Source organism: Vibrio sp. OPT46, from assembly GCF_015163535.1.
GTDB classification, from domain to species: domain Bacteria; phylum Pseudomonadota; class Gammaproteobacteria; order Enterobacterales; family Vibrionaceae; genus Vibrio; species Vibrio alginolyticus.
Window position 1 is genome coordinate 38,030 of sequence record NZ_JADDYG010000730.1, and the last position, 3,916, is coordinate 41,945.

Genomic DNA, 3,916 nt, shown 5'->3' on the forward strand with positions numbered 1-3,916 from the left:
CAGCAGACCATTCTGCTGGCTTATGTGTATCGCCACATAGGAACTTACTTAAATCGCCTGTTTAGCCTATACAAAGTGGGCATTGTGAGTACAAACTGAAAAACAAAAAAGGAGAGCTAACCTGCTCTCCTTTGTATTTTAACCGTGGATAAACTAAGCCACATTAACCGATTTAGCTAAACTGCTACTTTGGAAAAACTCATCATGCAATGCGCAAATCGCGTGCTGGTATTCCTTATCACCGACAACAAATTGAACATTTACATTTCTCAACGATGAGTGCAGTGCAACTGGCGTAACGCCATTATTCATCAATGCAAGTACACCTTTTGCCAACGTCTTGTTGGTATCAATTTGAGAACCGATGGCTGAGATAAGCGCGACCATACGGCCTTTAATCGAGGCATTCGGATAACGTTTCTCGGCTTTATACAATACTTTGTTTAAGCTATCAGAACTGCCACCTAGATAGTAAGTAATAGAGTTAGCGTTCATCTCTTTACCAACCAAACTTACACGAGCATCTGAGATGATTTCCATCAATTCGTAACTAACGTTATCGGCTTTTCCCACCATTGCTTGGTCAAACAAATGCAGTGCAAATACTTTTTCTTTACCTGCGATGATCTCGACTTTGTCTTCTTCTGGGCGGTAGCTTGAAGAGATCAAAGTACCTTCGTGTTCAGGTTCGAATGTATTTTTAATCTGTAGCTCAATACCACTTTCACGTAAACCCGCAGCGGCATTTGGGTGAATCGCTTCCATGCCAAGGTTAGCAAGTTGGTCTGCTACGTCATAGTTTGTACTACCAATTGGTAATACTTTTTCAGGGCCAACAACGCGTGGGTCCGCTGAGCTCAAGTGGTACTCTTTGTGAATTACTGCTAAATCCGCTTTTGTTATTGCTGCAATTCGGCTAAATGTCATCTCACTATAACCTCGGTCATAAGTGTGCATTAGGCCCTCTTTACAGTAAGCATAACCTGTCACGATTGGCAGTTCTTTTGATACATCGATATCAGCAAACGCGTCACTGATCGACTCATCAAGGCTTCTTGGCGCTTGATTATCCCAACCAGACAGGTCAACGAACTTAGCGTTAATACCCATATTTTTTAGTTTTAGTGCTGTGTTGTAAGCACTATGTGCCTCACCGATAGACGAGAGAAACTCTCGAATTTGAGGCAAGTACTGGCGCAACGAAAATTGACCGTACTGACAGGTTTCTAAAATATTCGCGATACAGTTTTTCGCTTCAGCAATGCGGGAGCGAATGAATTTATCCGCACGGATACGATTCATTGGGTCCGCAAAAATATTTTCATTGGTCAGCAACATACGGCTTTCAACGTACGCTAACGCTTCTTCCCATTTGTCGTCGCGTTTCGCGATAAGCTGATAAACGCCTGGTTTACTGGTTTTTTTACACTCGAGCAGCGCATCGGTCATACCACCGTATGCAGATACGACAAAAATACGATTGTATGGTGTTTTGGGACGAAGAATAATATTGTCGAGAACAGCATCAAATGCTGTCATTGATGTACCGCCGATTTTTTCTACGGTAAATGTCATGATAAGCCTTTTTTGATTGGTAACTTTAAAAAGAAAAAAGAAGAGATAGTAAAGTGTGGGGTGGCAAAGCACCCCACCATCATCTTTTAGTCAACGAGAGGATAAACACCGTTTTCATCGTGCACTTCAGCGCCAGTAATCGGTGGGTTAAACACACACGCCATTACCATTTCTTTATTCTTATAAGCTCTCAAGTAGTGCTCATCGTGTTTATCAAGGATGTATAATGTACCTGGTTTAATTGGGTACGTTTCTCCACCTACAACTTCAATCTCACCTTCACCACTCATACAAAACACCGATTCAAGGTGGTTTTGATAGTGAATATGAGTTTCTGTATCTTCATAAATCGTTGTGATGTGGAAAGAGAAACCCATGTTGTCGTCTTTCAACAACATGCGGACACTTTCCCAGTTATCTGAAACAACACGTCGTTCGCTGTTGCGGCATTCATCTAGAGTTCTGACGATCATAATTAAAATCCTTATTAAGATGCTTGTTTGAAATGTTTCGCAGCGATAGTCTCTACTGCATTTTCAAAGATGCTTAGTCCTTGATCTAGCTCTGATTCGCTGATGGTTAGTGGACAGAAGAACTTCACAACTTCATCTTCTGGACCCGCTGTCTCTATCACCATTCCATTCTCGAAACAGTTTTTCGCAATTTCAGATGCCATGTCACCATTGATACATTCAACACCAACCATCATGCCGCGGCCTTTTTTCTGCACAAACATTTGTGGAAAGCGACGAACACAACGGTCAATCACTGCACTTACCTTGTCTGAACACTGCTTGATGTGTGTTTCAAAATCATCGTTTGCCCAGTAAATTTCTAGTGCTTTTGCAGCAGTAATAAAGGCGTGATTATTGCCACGGAACGTACCGTTATGCTCGCCTGGCTTCCACTGGTCAAGCTCAGGCTTAAGTAATACGACAGCCATCGGCAAACCGTAACCACCGATCGACTTCGATAGCGTCACGATATCCGGTTGGATACCAGACGGCTCGAAACTAAAGAAAGTACCGGTACGTCCACAACCTGCTTGAATGTCATCGACAATCACAAGAATGTCATTGGCTTTACAGATTTTGCTCAAACGTTGTAACCACTCGTTTGAAGCAGCATTTAAACCACCTTCACCCTGCACAGTTTCAAGAAGTACAGCGGCTGGTTTATCCATACCTGCAGAGTTATCATTTAGCATGGTTTCGAACAGCGCAAGACCATCTACGCCAGCGTAACCTTCAAATGGAATACGAGTGACGTTACTTAGACTAGAACCGTTACCTTGTCTGTGATGCTGGTTACCCGTTGCAGCCAGTGCGCCAGCAGTACAACCATGGAAACCGTTAGTAAACGCAACGACGCTGTCGCGGCCTTTTACTTTTTTAGCCAGCTTCAATGCCGCCTCAACAGCGTTAGTACCTGTTGGGCCCGTAAACTGAACCTTGTAATCCAAGTTTCTTGGTTTAAGGATGTAAGTATCCAACGCTTCCAGAAACGATGCTTTCGCTTCTGAGTGCATATCCAAACCGTGAGTAATACCGTCCATTTCAATGTACTCAAGCAACGCTTGTTTTAGTACTGGATTGTTATGGCCGTAATTTAGAGATCCCGCTCCAGCAAGGAAGTCTAAGTATCGTTCACCTTGTTCTGTTTCTAGCCAGCAGCCTTTCGCTTTACGAAAAACGACCGGGAAATTGTTTGAATATGAGCGTACGTTGGATTCCTGCTTTTTGAAAATATCCATGATGAGACCGTTTTTAATTCCTATTGTTTGAGGATTATTTGAGAGGAATGCGATACAAATATTCTGTATCGTGTTTGCCTTTAAAGTGGGCTTCTTCATCCAAAAATGTGCTTACTTGGCCAGAATTGCCGTTCATCGCATCTAACTTTTTGAACAGTGCCCAAGAGGCTTTATTATCTTCCGTGATGGTAGTTTCTACCGATTTAACACCGCCTAATTCCTCTCGGGTGAGAAGTTCTTTCAACATGCGGAATGCTAAACCATGACCTCTAAAGCGAGGTGAGACTGCAACTTGCCAGACAAATAAAACGTCTTGCTCGTCTGGTTTCTGATAACCGGAAATGAAACCTGCGATTTCGCCTTTTTGCTCAACCAAAATACTGGTTTTGCTGAAATGCGTAGACTGTAGGAAATTGCAATAAGATGAGTTCATGTCCAATGGAGGACAGTCTGCAATCAAGCTGTAAATGTCGTCACCATCAGAGATTTCAGGCTCACGAAAAATCCATTTTTTACTTGAGTCTTCTCCAATCTCTGGATAAAGGACCCAAGGTGCTGATGTGATCATGTGAAAATACATATCCTTTG

General features: G+C 42.6%; 4 protein-coding genes. All 4 read right to left on the bottom strand.

Annotation, left to right across the window (positions count from 1 at the left end):
• Positions 1 to 153 precede the first annotated feature (153 nt).
• The gene (locus IQR33_RS26255) at positions 154 to 1,575 is read right to left on the bottom strand and encodes an aspartate kinase (protein WP_047100661.1); all 1,422 of its coding nucleotides are present in this window, start codon (positions 1,573 to 1,575) and stop codon (positions 154 to 156) included.
• Between the two features lie 86 nt (positions 1,576 to 1,661).
• Positions 1,662 to 2,048, bottom strand: coding sequence for an ectoine synthase (locus IQR33_RS26260; protein ID WP_005377769.1), 387 nt, complete (start codon positions 2,046 to 2,048; stop codon positions 1,662 to 1,664).
• A 14-nt stretch (positions 2,049 to 2,062) separates the two neighbouring features.
• Positions 2,063 to 3,328, bottom strand: coding sequence for a diaminobutyrate--2-oxoglutarate transaminase (ectB, locus tag IQR33_RS26265; protein ID WP_193837406.1), 1,266 nt, complete (start codon positions 3,326 to 3,328; stop codon positions 2,063 to 2,065).
• A 34-nt stretch (positions 3,329 to 3,362) separates the two neighbouring features.
• Positions 3,363 to 3,896: a diaminobutyrate acetyltransferase gene (gene ectA, locus IQR33_RS26270; protein WP_193837407.1), complete on the bottom strand. Its 534-nt coding sequence runs from the start codon at positions 3,894 to 3,896 to the stop codon at positions 3,363 to 3,365.
• Positions 3,897 to 3,916 lie beyond the last annotated feature (20 nt).

What these genes read in the sequence shown, in the direction of transcription:
- IQR33_RS26255 (WP_047100661.1), bottom strand. Translation starts at nt 1,575, where the DNA reads ATGACATTTACCGTAGAAAAAATCGGCGGTACATCAATGACAGCATTT.
- IQR33_RS26260 (WP_005377769.1), bottom strand. Translation starts at nt 2,048, where the DNA reads ATGATCGTCAGAACTCTAGATGAATGCCGCAACAGCGAACGACGTGTT.
- ectB (WP_193837406.1), bottom strand. Translation starts at nt 3,328, where the DNA reads ATGGATATTTTCAAAAAGCAGGAATCCAACGTACGCTCATATTCAAAC.
- ectA (WP_193837407.1), bottom strand. Translation starts at nt 3,896, where the DNA reads ATGATCACATCAGCACCTTGGGTCCTTTATCCAGAGATTGGAGAAGAC.